The following is a 15344-nucleotide window of genomic DNA, read 5'->3' as shown; positions in this document are numbered from 1 at the left end:
ATATAATGGCAAGTGCAGCCGTGGCTACGGATGCAAATCAGACAGAGCAAGAGCATCACGATTCCTTGCAGGCGCATTTCCAGCCCAATATTTCGGCCGACGAGATCGAGCAGGTATTTCACTTGAAGCGGGCGCAGCCCCTGCTGCAAGTGTTTACGGCCCTGTTCCACGGCGGTTTCGATGGCGTGCTGGTGCGTCTGCTGGTGTTGCGCGAACTCGCGTCCGATGCGGCCACGTCCGCCTATACGCGCGCCGATATCAATACGAAACTGGCGTATCTGTTGCCGGAAAGCCTGGAAACGGTCTTGCTGCGCCTGCGCTCGAACCAGTTGCTGGCGTGGGATGCGCAGCAGGGCGTGTACCGCGTGACGCCGATGGCGCGCAATGTGCTGTCCGCCATCGACAGCCTGCTGGGCCTGGGCCAGACGGAAGATGAAGCGGAAATGGGTTTCCTGCTGTCGCAGGTGGCGGGCGCGCAAGCCGTCGGCGGCGTGTCGGTCGAGCAACTCCAGCATTTGCTGGGCCGCCTGGTGGACTTGACGGAAGAATTCTCCGACGCCATCGCTTCCGGTTCCGAATTCCGTTTGCGCACGGCGCAGGCGAAGTGGAACATGGCGTGCGACTGGGTCGAGAAGGGTTCCGAGATTCTTGTGGCGATTACTTCCGACGAAAACGCGGACAGCGCCACGCACAAGGCGGCGCAGGCGATTGGCCGCGCACAAAGTAAATTGTTGAACATGCAAGGCATGTTTTCGCGCGCCCTGAACCAGATCGAGCGCCAGCGCGTGCACCTGGGCCAATCGGGCCTGTCGACCACGGACATCAAGCGCTGGCTCTTGCTGCATGACGACCTGGCCAGCCTGGCCGAGGGCGCCATCGACCAGCCCGTCGTACCGCTGTTCTCCACGCCGGCCGAGATGATCGACGTGGCGGAAACGGAACTGCTGTCCGAACGGGCGGCAGGCGTCATCAACACGGGCCTGCCCAGCGGCGAGGACGCGCCCACCACCATCAGCGACGGACCCGCCATGCAGCTTGAACTCGATGACTTGCTCGAACGCCTGTCGAACTTCGCCAGCCTGGGCAATTTCCCCAGCATCGGCGAAGAGGGGCCGAAATCGGTGCCCGTGCAGGACTCGCTGCTGCCGGCCAGCTTTGCCGTGGCCTCGTACCGCGCCTCCATGCTGCCGCTCTTGGGCGACGTGTCCGAAGCGAGCTTGCAGGGATCCACGGCGGAACTGGCCCGTCTGCCGATTACCTTTACACCGACCGACGAGATGGTCCAACTGACCGACCCCCACGTGGCGGCCATGTCGATCGCCTCGCTTTCACTGAATGTTTCACTTGATTTAGATAGCGGCACCGCCGATGAATGACGATTCCCAAATCCTGATTGCGCGCCTGCTCACGCATCAAACCCTGCGCCGCGACGACAAGCTCGTCAAGCGCGTGCTGTCCGACGAGCTGTTCCGCGCCGAGATCGATGCGCGCCTGCTGGCCTGCGGCCTGAAACTGCTCGACAACGTGTATGCCGACCATGTGACTTTGGCCCTGACGCGCACTATCGAGCCGAAGATCTTCGGCGCGCGCGACGTGTGGCAAAACAATAATTTCGGCCTGGCGCGCGATGGTGTGGCCTTGCTGGTGGTGCTGTGGGCGCAGATCATCCTGCCCAAGCGCGAACGCCAGGAAACGCACCAGCACGCGGACGACGACCAGAACGATATGTTCGGCACGGAAAAGCCATTGCCGCGCGCGGAAGACGCGTCGATCGGCATTTCCTACAAGGCGCTGCTGTCCGACTTCGGCGACAAGCTGGGCAAGAAGACGCGCATGGACATGAACCTGGGCACCCTGGCCAAGCTGGGCTTTATCGAGCGGCGCGGCGATGTCATCCTGGAAGGTCCGCTGCTGGACCTGATGATGGACACGGACGTCTTGAAAGAGCGCATCATCAATGGCGCCCTGGCCGACGTGTTCAAGCGGGCACCGGCACGCCTGGTGGCCGTCAGCGGCGATTCACTGCTCGACGCCGACTTGGCAGACGACCTGTCCGCCGACATTGGCGACCTGCCTGACGCCGGCGACGAGCCCGCGTCCGACCTCCCTCACTGAAAGCGCCCATGTTTCATATCAAATCACTTGAACTGGTGCACTGGGATTACTGGCAGCGCATCAAGAACATCCCGCTCGACGCGAAGATCATCACCATCGCGGGGCAGAATGGTTCCGGCAAGACCACCTTGCTCGACGCCTTGCGCACTCTGTTTGGCCTCGATTGCTCGATGGGCCGCACGTATAAACACTATGCGCGCCACTCGGGCCAGCAGACGGCCTGGCTGCGCGCCGTGGTCGACAACAAGAACGTGGGCAAGCAGCTGTCGAACCGCCCGTTCCGCAGTTCCGGCTTCTTCAGCGACGATGAAGTGACCCTGTTTTGCCAGATCCAGAAGAACGGCGGCGACTGGAAGCGCCAGTATCTGATGCGTCCGGGCAATGTGCAGATCGAGGACATCACGGATGCCAACGACTGGCTGGGCGTGGAAAACTACCGCAAGCGCCTGGCCAATGCGGGCCTGTCGCCCGCCATGTCGAAGGTGCTGGCGCTGGAGCAGGGCGAGACGGACAAATTGTGCGAATATGCGCCGCGCCAGCTGCTCGACCTGGTGTTCCAGGTGTTTGGCGACAAGGAAGTGCTGGACGCCTACGACGAAGCCAAGCGCCACCAGCGCGATACGGAAGTGGAGCTGAAACGCTTCGAGACGGAACTCGAGGCGTCGAAAACCAACCTGGAAGGCTTGCGCCTGCGCGTGGCCAATTACCACCAGTGGGAAGGGCTGCATAAAGAGCGCCGCAACCTGCTGGAAGAAGTGCTGCCCAGCTTGCAGTACCACGAGGCGCGCGAAAAGGCGGCCATCGCCAGCCGGCAATTGCGCGATGCGCGCAAACCGATGGCGCAGGCGGACCAGCAGCTGACCGATAAACGCAATGCGCTGGCCGCGCAGGCGAAGGCCCTGTCCGACGCACAGATGAACGAGACCCTGCTGGAGCAGGAATCGATCGGTCTGCAGAGCCGTTTGTCCCTGATCAATGCGAAACTGAAGCCGCTGGACAGCCTGCTGGAACAGAAGGAACGTCTGCACAAGCTGGCGGCCGACTCGGGCAGCGACATCGCCGAAGTGGCGGCCCAGCTGGAACAGAAGGAAGCGCAATTGCTGCAGCAGCGCCAGCAGCGCGACGCCCTGTCGGCCCGTATCGCCGCTGAGCAGGCGACGATTGCCGCGCTGCAAGGCAAGACGGCCATGCCGGAGCCGGACAATGTGCGCGGCATGCGCCGCGCGCTGCGCGATGCTGGAATCAGCCACGCCATGCTGTCGGACATCGTCGAAGTGACGGACAGCCGCTGGCAGGGAGCCGTCGAAGGCGTGCTGGGCGGTTACGCCTCGGTGGTTCTGCTGGACAAGGCCAAGGATGCGGCTGCCGCCTACCGCCTGGCCGAGAAGGAACGCTATCGCCACTTCATCGTGCCGGACCTGGTCACGGCGCCGGTGGCAAAAGACGAAAGCTTGCTGGCCGTGGTGAAATTTTCCGCGCCCGTGCCCAGCTGGCTGATCGAGCAGCTGTCGCGCATTTCCCGCGTCGACTCCGTCGAAGCGGGTTTCAAGCTGGGCAACCACGAAGAGTGGATCACGCCCGAGGCGTATCACCGCGAACGCCGCGGCGGCCGCTCGCTGTTCGTGGAAGCGTCGCGCTACCGCTTCGGCCAGGCTGGTCGCAGCGGCCGCCTGGAAGCGCTGCTGCGCTCCTTGCCGGGCCTGGAAGGCCAGGAAGACACCTTGACCCTGGCGATCTCGAAGCTGGCGGCAGAAGTGGGCGCCTTGAAAGCGCGCATCGCCGGCGTCGACGCGGCCAAGGAACTCAGTGCGCGCCAGGAAGAATTCGCCGAAGCGCTGCGCAATTCGAAGCCCTTGAAGGAAGAGCGCCTGGAAGTGGGCGGGCGCCTGGGCGAGCTGCAAAACCTGACGAAGAACGCCACCGTGGCGCGCACGCGTGCCGATACCGTGTGGCAAAACGCGCGCCTGGCCTTGTCGGAAGCGGAAGCCGGTTCGCGCCTCGGCTACAAGAAGCAGATCGAACAGCGCGCCGAGCATGCGCGCGCCTTGCTGGCCCTGCGCCATGCATGGCGCCACTTGCCGAAAAGCTGGCGCAGGCCGGGCCGACGCGCGGCGCTCGTCGCCGAGCACCAGAATGCGCACCAGGTCGATCTGCGCGTGGCCAGCCTGCAAAACAGCCTGGCGCGCGACGACTGGGAACTCGACGCCACCGTCATCGACCAGCATCACCGCCTGTCGGACCAGCTGCATGGCCGCCAGTCGGAAACGGACGAGCGCCGCTACCAGAACAACCGGGCCATCGAAGCGACGGGCAATGCCCGCGGCGCCTACATGGAGCGCTTGCGCTACACCATCAAGACGTACAGCAAGAACATCAAGGAGCTGGGCGAACTGGCAGGCATCGAAGTGCATGCCGACCCCGTGCGCCTGGAAAACGACGATGTGCAGCTGTCGCAGGCGGGCTTGCATGTGCGCTTCAAGTTCGATGGCAAGGGCGTGATCGGCATGAATGACGGAGAAGCGTCGGGTGGCCAGCAGGTCATGAAGTCGCTGGTGCTGTTGATCGGCTTGCTGAAATCGGAAGACGGTTCCGGCGGCTTCGTCTTCATCGACGAACCGTTTGCCCACCTTGATATCCGCAACATTCAATTGGTCGGCGAGTTCCTGAAAAACACGGAAGCGCAATACCTGATGACGACGCCGTTGACGCACAACACGGATGTCTACGATCCGTCGGAGCTGACTTTGATTACCAGCAAGAAGAAAAAGGATACCCAATGGGCGCAACCGATTTTCGTGCTGCAGCGCCGGGTCGATCCCGTCTCGGGCAAGGCGGCGTGATGCTGGTGCGCACCTTGCTGGCATCTGCCGCGCTGGCGTGTTCGGCGCCGGCAACGGCCAACGACGGCATCGGCTCGGTCGGTACCGGCGGCATTATCGTCGGCAAGAGCGACGCTGTGGCCATGAAAAAGGAGGTGCTGACTGTCAGCCCGGACTTGATCAAGGTCGAGTACGAGTTTCTCAACGAATCGAAAAGCGATGTGGAAGAGACCATCATCTTTCCGCTGCCTGCCTACGAGGCCGGCTACCACCAGTCGCCCACGTATTACGGCCAGCCGCAGCAGTTCTCGATCGAGGTCGACGGCAAGCGCAAGGATTACCAGACCGTGCTGGTCGCCAAACTCGACGGCCGTGACGTGACGGCGCGCCTGGCGCAGCTAGGCCTGTCGGACGCGCAAGTCGCTTATTTTCCGTCCTTCAGCCCGTTCGAAAAAAAGGTGGCGCCCTTGAGCGCCGCGCAGCAAAAAGCCATGATCGCCGAAGGCTTGCTGGCCAAGCTGTCCGAAGACGAAGAATGGGTGCCGGCCTGGTCCGTGACGGTGGTTTACCAGTGGCGGCAGAAATTCCCTGCCGGTAAAACGGTGCGCGTGCGCCATCAATATGCGCCTTTCGTGGCCGCCGGCCCCGGTGCCTCCTACTTGGGCGACGGCAAGGAGTTTGAGCAAAAGTATTGTGGCGACAAGGCTTTCTACAAGACGTGGAACCGCCTGGCGGCGCAGCAAGGCGAGAGCGGCTTCGTCAATGCCAAATGGGTCTCGTACATCCTGAAGACGGGCAACACCTGGAAGAATGGCATCGAAGACTTTACCTTGAACCTGGTCAAGGGCAAGCCGGATGAGCTGATCAGCCTGTGCTTTCCCGGCACGTTCACCAAGATCAATCCCACCACCTTGCAAGTCAAGCTGCGCAACTTCCGCCCGCAGCAGGATCTGAACGTATATTTCGGCAATGTCGAGAATGGCAGCGGGAATACGGGCGAGGCGCCTGCGTTGCGTAGCAATTATTTGCTGACGAAATAGAAAGAACGCGCCTTGGAAACTGCTGCTCTTCAGCACCCACTGCGTATGCTGTTCCCGGGCGCGCTGCTTGCCGTGCCCGCCGCCCGGGCCGACAGTGATGGCGCTTCCAGCAAGCCGGCGCGCGCCTGGACGCGATCCTGGACCCACGCGTGAGTATGCAGCCGGCACTGGCAGCGCGGCTGCGCGCCATCGTCAGGAGCACGCCATGGTGCACGCAGGCCCTGCACGCCGTGGCGCAGCTGGGCTTGCCTGACTGCTGCATCGGCGCCGGCGCCGTGCGCAACCTCGTGTGGGACGCCTTGCACGGCTATGCGCATCCATCGGCATTGAGCGATGTCGACGTGGCGTATTTCGATGCGCATGATTCCAGCCCGGAAAGCGAAACGCAGCTGCGCCAGCGCCTGGCCACCTTGCTGCCGGGCGTGCCGTGGGAGGTGTGCAACCAGGCCAGGGTGCACCTGTGGTTCGAAGACGAGTTTGGCTACGCCGTGCCGCCCCTGCTGTCGCTCGACGACGCCATCGCTACCTGGCCCGAGTTTGCCACCTCGGTTGGCATCTATCTGCAGCCTGACGGCGAGATCGGCATCGTCGCGCCGCATGGCCTCGATGACCTGTTCAATATGGTGGTGCGGCGTAACCCGGCGCGCATCAGCCTGGATGGCTATGCGCAGCGCCTGGCCAGCAAGGACTATGCGGCGCGCTGGCCGCGCGTCACCATCATCTCCCAAGCAAATGATGGTGTAAAACGCAATTAAATGCACTATGGATACAGATTGCCTACAATTACCAATTATCCAATAGTATTCTTCTGATCTGATGTCCCTATCGATTTCCCCGCCGCTGCGCCGCATCGGCCGCCTGTTCTGCCTTTCCTCCGCCCTCGTGGCGCCCGCCGCCTGGGCCGACAGCTATACCGATTTCCAGCAAGCCAGCGCGCGCCTGGAAGCGATGATGGCCAAGGCGACGCCACAAGGCGGCTTGCCGCGCCTGGGCGACCCTGACGTGGCAGCGTTGTTTGCCCGGATGACCGATGCGCCGCGCCTGTTCCAGGCGCCCGTCGCGGCGCTGCAGGACATGAACCAGAGCGTGGCCCTGTGCGAGCGTGCCACCAACGTGGGCAAGGCCTATTACCAATTTGGCCTCGCGCTGCCGCTGCCGCTGTCGGGCGCCGCATTGCAGCAGGCGCGCAAGGAGCAAGTGATGCAGAACCTGGCCAATTATGGCGATGAGATGAGCACCATGTTCGCCTTTGGCCTGCATTGCCATGCGCACTTGATCCGTCTAATGGAGCAGGAATTCAGTCACCAGCCGGGGCAGGAGGTGAGCGGGGCCGAGCGCATGCGCGCGCGCGCCTTCAGCAAGGGATCGGGCACCATGTTTGCGAACGTGGTGCAGTTCGTGCAGGTGCCGTTCTGGAACGTGGCGCAAAAGAAAATGATGCTGGAAGCGGCCGCGCAGCACGCCACGGCGAACGCGGGCCTGATGCCGCCGCCCTTGCGCGAGCGTCTGCTGAACAGCCTGGCGGATGCGGACAAGGACCTCGATCCCGCCTTGGCGCCGGCGCTGGCGACGATCCGCCAGGCGCTGTCGGTGACGACGTGTACTGGCCTGTGCCAGTACTATTGACGGGATGACTTACTCGGGCGCCTGCAGCGGCTGGTTGCGCTGGCGCCAGCGCACGAGGCCCCACGCATACACGGCGTAGTAGCCGATGACGAGGCCGTAGGCGGCCATGGTCAGCGCGCTCTGGCCAAACGGTGGCGGCGGCACCGGCACGTCGAGGCGCGAATTCAGGTAGATTTGCATGCCGCGGTACAGCAAGCGGGCGATGAACAGCATCGTGATGGTCAGGCCCAGGTAGCGGTGCTGGGTAAAGAAAAAGTCCTTGCCGACGTGTTCGAAGCGCGTCAGCTTCAAGCCCAGCACGCCCAGCCAGCCGCCGGCCAGGGCAGCGGCGCCCAGGCTGGACAGGGGCAGGACGTCGAATTTCGTCGTCGTCGCCAGGAACAGCAGCAGCGCGGGAAACCCGATCGCCACGGTCCAGTGCCGCCACAGCTGCGATTTCTGGCGCGCCACCAGTTTTTTCAGGCGCGAATAAATACGCCAGACCAGCAGCGGGACCAGTAACAGCAGGGCGAGGGTGGTGGTTTCCATGTATGCAATCGGGTACGGGTAAAACAGCGATTGTAAGCCAGATGGGGACGGGCGGCGATGCTTGTCAAACGGCAAAGTTGCATGTTGACATTTACATGGCATGCAAGCACTATGCCCTGTCACGCCATGCCGTGGCCGCGGACGCCAGGCCGGCAGGCAAATATGGACAGGCGGCGGGCATCTCGTGGTATGGTCTTCTTTTGTCTGCAGGGAGGCCCAGCCATGTCAGTCATCCATGCCCACCGCGCGCCCGACCCGGCGCCCGTCGATGAACCCATGCCGGCGCCGGAGCCGCAAGAAGCGCCCGGGCACCATCCGGGGCCCGTGCATCCGGTGCCGCAGGACGATCCCGTGCCGCACCCGCATCCCAGTTAATCTCGTCAAGAAAGGCTGTTTTAGATGGCAATTGTCAAGGAAGTCTACACACGCAAAGTCAGCGGAGAATCGTTCGACTATGAACTCGATTACACCCAGGGCGCGGACGTGGCCTGGATTGCGCGCGTGTACCACGACGGCGTGCTGAAAGGCTCGCCGCACGGCGCGCTGACGGCCAACGTGCTGTCCGGCCCCGCGCTGGAACAATACCTGCGCGCGTATGTCGAAGGCATGATCGAGCGGGGGCTTGACGTGGCCGAGTAAGCCGCTTGCGGTAGAGCAAAGAAAAGGGCGCCGAGGCGCCCTTTGTTGTTTCTGGTGGCGTCGGATTACGCGGCTGCGCCGCTAATCCGACCTACGCTCGATCTAGTCGAATGCCCACGTATATAAAACGTCCAGGGCATTGTTCGTGCCCGTCTGGAATTGCAGGGTGATGCGGCGGTTCAGCTTGTAGCGCAGCTTGACCAGGCTCGTCGCCGTGCTCGTGCCTTGCTCGAACGTCAGGTAGGCGCGCGAGGACAGGCGCTTGCCGACGGTGACGACCGTGCTTTCCAGCCCTTGCGCCTGCGACAGGCCCACTTCATCGAGTCCCAGCGAACTGGCCAGCTTGCCCTGCAAGCCGCCGCCGGAGCCGCCGAAGAGGGCGCCTGCAGCCGTCGTCAAGAGGGCCATTTCATCGCCGGCCGCCGTTTCCGCGCCGTGGCCCAGGATCAGCCAGGCCAGCTTGTCGCTGTCCGACACGCTTGGCGTGGAGACCAGCTTGGCCGTCGGCGCCTGGGCCGTGCCGCGCACTTCCACGCCCGCTTCCACATTCGTTTCCGACAAGGCTTCGCCCTCGGGGCGCTTGCGCACGGCGAGGATGTTCAGGGACGGGTTGTCGTAGGCGCCCGTGAAGGCGATCAAGCCCCGTTCGATGGCCAGTTTCTGCCCATATGCCGCATACAGGCCATTGACGACCCGGATGCTGCCCGTCACGCGCGGCGCGGCGCGGTTGATGACCCTGGCGCGCACATTGCCCGCCAGGTCCGCATCGATGCCCATGCCGCGCAGGTGGAAGGCATTGCCCAGGTCGAACTCGAGGTCGATATTCAGGGGGAGCGAAGGCGCTTCCTTGCCGCCCTTCACTTCCTTGCCCAGCACCACCACGTCGCTGCTTTGCGTCGGCGTGTCTTGCGGCGCCAGCTCGATCAGCGCGCGGTTGGCCTTGAACTTGCCCTCGAAGCTGAAGCGCTTGTCATTGCGTACCAGGGTGCTGTTGCCCGACAGGATCAAGGTACGGTCGGGGCGCGACAGCGCCTGCAGTCGGTCGGCCATCAGTTTCAGTTCCAGGCTCGCTTCGCCATTCGCAAAGCGTACCCAGCCATCTGCCTGCACCTTGCCATCGCCGCCGTCAAAGCTCAGGCGCTGCAATTGCAATTGATCGCCGGCCAACTTGGCTTGCAGCACGCCATTGCGCAATTTCAAGCCCTGGTCGGCCCAGTTCACCAGCAGCTTGCTGCCGTTGATGTCGCCATTCAATTGCGGCGCGCCGATGGTACCGCTGCCGGCCAGCGCGACCTTCAAGGCGCCGCCCAGTTCCAGGCCCGGCTGGCCCGTCAGCGGCGCCAGCCACGCCAGCGAATCGATGCTGGTGGTGCCCGTCAGCGAGAGGGCGCTGTCGTTGCTGATGCGCCCGCCCAGCATTTGCACGGTGGCATTGATGTCGCTCTGGCCCGCGCGCGCGCCATCGAGTTTCACGGCCAGGCGCAATTGCTGGTTGGCCACGTCGATGCGCGCATCGAGGGTGCGCAAGCCCAGCGCCAGCGGCTGTTCCACGCCTACCGTCACGTCGCCTTTTTCGCGGTAGATATGCAGCATGCCGGCCAGTGACGGATCTTTCTGCTTGGCCGTCGGCACCTGCATGTCGAGCGACCACTGCGCGCCCAGGGTCAGGTCGCTGCGCGCATTGGCCTGCAGCGCGGGGATCACTTGCGCCAGGTAGGTCAGCGCCACGCCGGCCGCCTGGCCGGAACTGGTCCAGCGGGGGCCGTTCTTGACGAGGTTTTGCATGGTGATGCTGCCTGCTGGCAATTTGATGACGGTGTTGCCCACGCTGATCTGCTCGGGCTGACCGAGGCCCGCCACGCCGCTGCCGGCAGGACCGGCCACCTTGACGGGCACGGGCGCTTGCAGCACCAGCGCATAGCGGCCCTTGTTTTGCAGGCTGTCGATGGTGCCCGTCCAGTCGGCGCCGCTCTGGCTGCCGCGAATTTGCACCGTGGCGTCGAAATCGTCGTTGCGCGCCGCCAAATTCACCGTATGGCTGCCGCGCGTGCCCGTCGTGCCCAGGCGGGCGCTGGCCAGCTTGAAGGTGGGCGTGCTGTAGCCCGTGATGTCCAGGCTGCTGACCATGGGGTCGAGCGCGCCCTGGCCGGCGCCCACGCTGGCGCTGCCTTTGATGGATTTCAGTTGCTGGTCGCCAAAGAAGGTCAGGTCACGGCCGTCGAGCGTCAGTTGTGCGGCGGGCGCGTCCATCTTGCCGCTGACGGAGCCGGCTGCCTGCAGCACGCCGGCAAACCTGGGACCCAGGGTCGACAGTTGCGGCGCATCGAGTTTCCACGTCAGCTTGTCGGTGGCGCCGCCCAGCGCGCCCTTGGCCAGCAGGCTGTTCGGCCCCAGGCGCAGTTCCGTATCCACGCTGTCGATGCGTTTCGCGTTGGCCGACAGCTTGGCGTAGCCGGCCAGCGGGGCGTTTTGCAGGGTCGATTCGCGCAGGGCCAGGTTGAGGGCCACTTGCCAGTCGCCGCTCAGGCGGCCGTTGCCGTTGAAATCCGCATTGACGTTGCCGTTGGGCAGTGATGCGCCAAACGCGGCCGGGTTGATCTTTTGCAAGGAACCCGTCATTTTCAGTTCCGCTTCCTTCTTCGGTCCCGTCAAGCCCACGTCGCCGCTGGCGTGGATGGCGCTGTCCGGCGCAGGGCGCTTGCCGCTGGTGAGACCCAATCCTTTTGCATCGGCAACAAAGCTCGTGCGCGGCTGCTGCAGGGTGCCTTGCACCACGCCGCTGGCCAGCACGGTGCCCAGCAAGTCGCCCTGCAGGGCGGAAAGTTGCCGTGCATCGACATTCCAGTTCAGCTTTTCGCCGGCGCCGCCAAAGTTGCCCTTGGCCGTCACGTTGTTCTTGCCCAGTGCCAGCTGCACGTCGATGCCGCTGAAGTGGGCCGCATCGGCCGTCAGCTTGCCCTTGCCCGACAGGGGCTGGTCGAGCAGCTTGCTGGGGCGTACGGTGAAGTCCGCATTCGCCAGCCACTGGGGCGCCACGTGACCATTGGCGCGCACGTCGAGGTTCAGGTCGGCCACGGGGAAGGCGCCGAAGTCGGCGGGATTGAGGCGGCTGGCATTGGCCACGGCCTTGAACGGCTGATCGTCCTTCAGGCTGATCTGGCCCGTCGCATTCACGCTGCTTTTGCCTGCTTGCAAGGTTGCCTTGCGCAATTGCACGAGCGAGTCGGCCAGGGTGGCTTCCACGTCCAGGCGCAGCTTGGCTTCACCCAGCTTGGCGCGCAGGGTCTGCGTCTTGCCATCGCTGTCGAGCACGATGTCGCCGACGATCTTCGTGCTGTTGATGCTGCTGTAAATGTGTTGCAAGTCGATCTTGTCGGTGTGCAAGGTCAGCTGCGCGTTGCCGATGGGGCCGTCGACAGCGTCGCGGTTGAGCTTGCCGCTACCCGTGAATTTGCCCGCGTTGCCGAAATCGATGATGGCCGACTCGAGCGTGGTGGCCGTCAGGGTGCCGCCCAGGCGCGCCTCGAACTGGCTCAGCGGCAGCTTTTGCTGGTCGATGGGGCCGGGCGTGGCGTGGTTGAGGATGGCCAGCTTGCCCGACACGGTTTGCGCGTTGGGCCGCGTATCGATGGCGGCATCGAGTTCCAGGCTCAGGTCCGCCTGCGGCAGGGTGGCGTCGAACTTGCCCGGATTGATGTTGCGGCCACGGATGCTGGCCGAGCGCAGGATGATGACAGGGTCGAATGGCGCCAGCGCCAGCTGGGCATCGGCCGTGGCCGCGCCCGCGCTGCCCTTGGCTGTCACGTTCAGCACATTCAGGTCGCCGCCCAGTTGCAAGGCGAGGGCGGCGGGTTTTTCACCGGCGGCGGGGGTGAGCTGCGTCAAACTTGCCTTGCCGCCGAGTTTGAACGGTTGCGTGGCGGCAATCGTCGCGCTGGCCGTGGCCTGGCCGAAGGGCGTGAGGGCCGAAGCGTCTTCCAGCTGCCATTGCGTCTTGTCGCCCGACAGGCTGAAATGGATCTTTTCAAACACCGTGTTGCCGCCCGCGCTCACCAGCGTCACCTTGTCCAGGCGCGCGTCGCTGATGCCGATCTTGAACGGCGAGGCCAGGCTGGCAGGCATGGTCGATGGTTCTTCGGACGGCGCCGTGCTTTCCACGGACAGGCTGGCCACGTGCAGTTCGCTGATGGCGATGCCTTCCGAGAAGAACTGGAATGGCGACCAGTTGATATCGATGTTGTCGGCCGTGATGTGCTGCGTCTTGCTGCGGTAGCTGACGTGGCCCAGGTGCATGCGGTTGTACAGCGAGCCGGACACGCCCGACACTTCGATTTCGCCGCCGCTGGCGCTGGCCACTTTTTGCACCAGCATCTGCAAGGTCGATTCGCGGCCCAGGAACCAGAAGGCGCCGCCCAGCAGCACGGCCAGGCTGGCGACGGCGATCAGCACATAGCGCACCCAGCGGCGCGGTTTTTTCGCCGGCGGTGGCGGCGCGGCGTCGTGGGACTCGGTAGTAATATCGGACATCAGAAAGTGAATCCCAGAGAGAAGTGCAAACGGTAGGCGTGGACGGCGTGGCCATACGCCACGTCGACATTGATGGGGCCGACGGGGCTCTTGTAGCGCCCGCCCAGGCCATAGCCCGATTTCGGCGTCATGGCCGCTTTCACGGTATCGGCCGCGTTGCCGGCGTCATAGAAGGCGGCGATGGCCCACTTCGGCTTGAACCAGTACTGGTATTCGGCGCTGCCGGTGAGCATGTAGCGACCGCCGATGGTGGCGTCGCCTTCCTTGACGCCCAGTTCCTGGTAGGCATAGCCGCGCACCGACTGGTCGCCGCCCGCGCGGAACAGGTAGACGGCGGGCACGCCGCGTTTTTCCTTCGAGCCCAGCGCGCCCATTTCGCCGCGCACGATCAGTTCGCCTTTTTCACCGAGCGGACGGTAATACACGGCCTTGCCGGCCACGCGCACGAAGCGCTCGTCCGTCAGCACGGGCAGCAGGGCACCGCCCACCTGGGCGTTGATGACATAGCCCTTGGTGGGGAACAGCAGGCTGTCGAGGCTGCGCTTGGTGATGGCATAGGTCAGCGGCAAGCTCTTGCTGCGCGTCTGTTCCAGGCCGACGACGGTCTTGTCTTCGCTGAGGAACTCGAACGTCAGGCTGCGCTCGAGGTTGGTACCACCCCAGTTGCGCTTGGCCGAGATGGTGGTCACGGCCGTGATTTCGTTGGAAATGTCGCTGCGCTCGAACGAGGCGCCCGCGCTGTCGTTGTAGCCGCGCTCGGTCGTGGGAAAGTAAAAATTGGCGTGCGCCGCCTGTTTCTTCGTTTCCATGGTGATCGCGCTCTTGAAGCGCGTGCCCCACACGTTCAGGTTGTCATAGTTGAGCTGGGCGCGATTCCCCGTGTTCGTACTGAAACCGAGACCGGCGCTGACGTTCTGCTGCTTGTTTTCCGTCACGCGCACCACCAGCGGCAGCAGCGGCGCGGGGCCGCGGTTGGCCGGCTTGGCTTCGGCGGCGGCGCTGGCACCTTCGACCTCGGCTTGCTGGCTTTCCTGGCCCGCTTCGATCTGCTCGTTGAGGATGCTGCTCATGTCGGCGCTCACTTCCACGCTGGCAAAATAGCCCGTGTCCTGCAGGCGCGCCTGGAACGATTGCAGCGCCGATTCGCTGTAGTACTCGCCAGGGCGTATCTTGTCGAGGTTGCGGATGATGCTGGCATCGTAGCGTTTCAAGCCTTCGATGCGCAGCTCGCCGAAGCGCAGCTCGGGGCCGCTGTCGAGCACCACCAGCAGGGAGACCTTGTGCGTTTCCGGGTCGACCACGGCTTGCGTATCGACCAGCTGGGCGCGCGGGTAGCGCGTCTGCACCACTTCGCGCAGCAGGGCGCGCTTGGCCGATTCCCAGTCGGATTGGCGAAACACGCTGCCCGTCTTCAACGACCAGCTGCGCTTCAGGGCTTCCGTATCGTAGGGTTCGCTGGCGGCCAGCGGCGGCGTGGGGTCGAAGCCGCGCAATTCCAGCTCGACCTTGTCGATGGTCACCGGCTGGCCCGGGTCAAGGTCGACGATGACGACGGGTTTGGCGCCCGTCGTATCGACGCGCACCGTGACGACGGGCGTGTAATAGCCGGCCGTGGCGACGAGGTTTTTGGCTTGCTCGGGGGTATCGCGCACGAGGCGTTGCAATTGCTCGCGGTCCATGCGCGGGTTGCCGCGGAAGCGTTCCAGATCCAGGTTTTTTTCGAGCAACTCATCGAGGTCGCCCGGTGCGTTGACCTTGACCTCGTACTGCAGCGGGGCGGGCGCCGCTTCCGTGGAAGGGGTGTCGGCGGCCGCGTCTTGCGGACGCTCTTGCGTTTCCTCCTGCGCGCGCGCCTGGACGGCCGGGCATGCCAGGATGACACTGCCGGCGGCCGCCAGTGTCAGTTGACCCATTACTTTTGTCACTACTTGTGCCAAAATCCGTGGTCGTATCGCCTTGCCGGCAGCCGTATGCCGTATGGGTCGTGCAGAAAACATGGTGCTCCAGATGAGTAAATGCTGACTGCATGTTACCGGAATAGGTAAACTGA

General features: G+C 63.9%; 11 protein-coding genes. 8 read left to right on the top strand and 3 right to left on the bottom strand.

Translation table 11 applies throughout. The features are described from left to right. Window positions 1-5: 5 nt before the first annotated feature. The 6 genes from IGS58_RS25395 (at window position 6) to IGS58_RS25370 (ending at window position 7600) form a co-directional block, all read left to right on the top strand. Window positions 6-1376 carry a hypothetical protein gene (locus IGS58_RS25395; protein ID WP_092608970.1) on the top strand — a complete coding sequence of 457 codons (1371 nt, stop codon included), beginning with the start codon at window positions 6-8 and terminating at the stop codon, window positions 1374-1376. Then, complete coding sequence (locus tag IGS58_RS25390; RefSeq protein WP_230523018.1) at window positions 1369-2115, top strand: hypothetical protein; 747 nt, start codon at window positions 1369-1371, stop codon at window positions 2113-2115. Before IGS58_RS25395 ends, IGS58_RS25390 begins: the two co-directional genes overlap by 8 nt. Window positions 2116-2123: 8 nt before the next feature. After that, window positions 2124-4955, top strand: coding sequence for an ATP-binding protein (locus IGS58_RS25385; RefSeq protein ID WP_230523017.1), 2832 nt, complete (start codon window positions 2124-2126; stop codon window positions 4953-4955). Next, window positions 4955-5974: a DUF4424 family protein gene (locus tag IGS58_RS25380; protein WP_230523016.1), complete on the top strand. Its 1020-nt coding sequence runs from the start codon at window positions 4955-4957 to the stop codon at window positions 5972-5974. Before IGS58_RS25385 ends, IGS58_RS25380 begins: the two co-directional genes overlap by 1 nt. 155 nt (window positions 5975-6129) lie before the next feature. Further along, window positions 6130-6729, top strand: coding sequence for a nucleotidyltransferase family protein (locus tag IGS58_RS25375; protein WP_230523085.1), 600 nt, complete (start codon window positions 6130-6132; stop codon window positions 6727-6729). Window positions 6730-6790: 61 nt separating this feature from the next. Then, the gene (locus tag IGS58_RS25370; RefSeq protein WP_230523015.1) at window positions 6791-7600 is read left to right on the top strand and encodes a hypothetical protein; all 810 of its coding nucleotides are present in this window, start codon (window positions 6791-6793) and stop codon (window positions 7598-7600) included. Between the two features lie 9 nt (window positions 7601-7609). Here the strand turns inward: IGS58_RS25370 and IGS58_RS25365 are convergent, their stop codons facing one another. After that, window positions 7610-8128, bottom strand: coding sequence for a hypothetical protein (locus tag IGS58_RS25365; RefSeq protein ID WP_230523014.1), 519 nt, complete (start codon window positions 8126-8128; stop codon window positions 7610-7612). A gap of 222 nt (window positions 8129-8350) precedes the next feature. Here IGS58_RS25365 and IGS58_RS25360 point away from each other — a divergent pair, with 222 nt between their 5' ends. Continuing rightward, entirely contained in the window at window positions 8351-8503 is a 153-nt protein-coding gene (locus IGS58_RS25360; protein WP_168208500.1) for a hypothetical protein, read from the top strand. A 24-nt stretch (window positions 8504-8527) separates the two neighbouring features. After that, window positions 8528-8767, top strand: coding sequence for a hypothetical protein (locus IGS58_RS25355; RefSeq protein WP_034753464.1), 240 nt, complete (start codon window positions 8528-8530; stop codon window positions 8765-8767). Between the two features lie 102 nt (window positions 8768-8869). Here the strand turns inward: IGS58_RS25355 and IGS58_RS25350 are convergent, their stop codons facing one another. Further along, window positions 8870-13294, bottom strand: a complete 4425-nt coding sequence (locus tag IGS58_RS25350) for a translocation/assembly module TamB domain-containing protein (protein ID WP_230523013.1) — start codon at window positions 13292-13294, stop codon at window positions 8870-8872. After that, the gene (locus IGS58_RS25345; RefSeq protein ID WP_230523012.1) at window positions 13294-15207 is read right to left on the bottom strand and encodes an autotransporter assembly complex protein TamA; all 1914 of its coding nucleotides are present in this window, start codon (window positions 15205-15207) and stop codon (window positions 13294-13296) included. Before IGS58_RS25345 ends, IGS58_RS25350 begins: the two co-directional genes overlap by 1 nt. Between the last annotated feature and the right edge of the window lie 137 nt (window positions 15208-15344).

The sequence above is a fragment of the Janthinobacterium sp. EB271-G4-7A genome, assembly GCF_020858075.1.
GTDB classification, from domain to species: Bacteria; Pseudomonadota; Gammaproteobacteria; order Burkholderiales; family Burkholderiaceae_D; genus Janthinobacterium; species Janthinobacterium lividum.
This window is presented reverse-complemented; position numbering and strand designations above follow the sequence as displayed.